This window comes from Stenotrophomonas sp. GbtcB23 (assembly GCF_019091045.1).
Lineage (GTDB): Bacteria > Pseudomonadota > Gammaproteobacteria > Xanthomonadales > Xanthomonadaceae > Stenotrophomonas > Stenotrophomonas rhizophila_A.
Genome location: NZ_JAGXKC010000664.1, coordinates 1 through 238, shown reverse-complemented (window position 1 = coordinate 238; position 238 = coordinate 1). Strand labels below are relative to the sequence as shown.

Here is a 238-nt window from a genome sequence, read left to right as displayed (position 1 = left end):
TGCCCCCACTCGGCGTCGCCGGCCATCCACAGCCTGCGGCTCCAGACGGCCGAGCCGCGGAACTGCGGGCGCAGCACCGCCATGCAGCGCGACGCCATCAGCGGCACCCACATGGAACCGACGAAGTCCATGCCATCGCGCGCCCACGGGCCGCCGTGCGGGTGCACAACGGCCTTCCACGGGCCTGCACCGCACAGTTCGGTGTTGGGGGTGGTCAGGAAGGCGGGGATGTCCAGCC

1 pseudogene is annotated in these 238 nt (G+C 72.3%); it reads right to left on the bottom strand.

The features are described from left to right. Positions 1-238, bottom strand: a pseudogene (locus tag KVS69_RS20490) (S9 family peptidase); the annotation flags it as partial.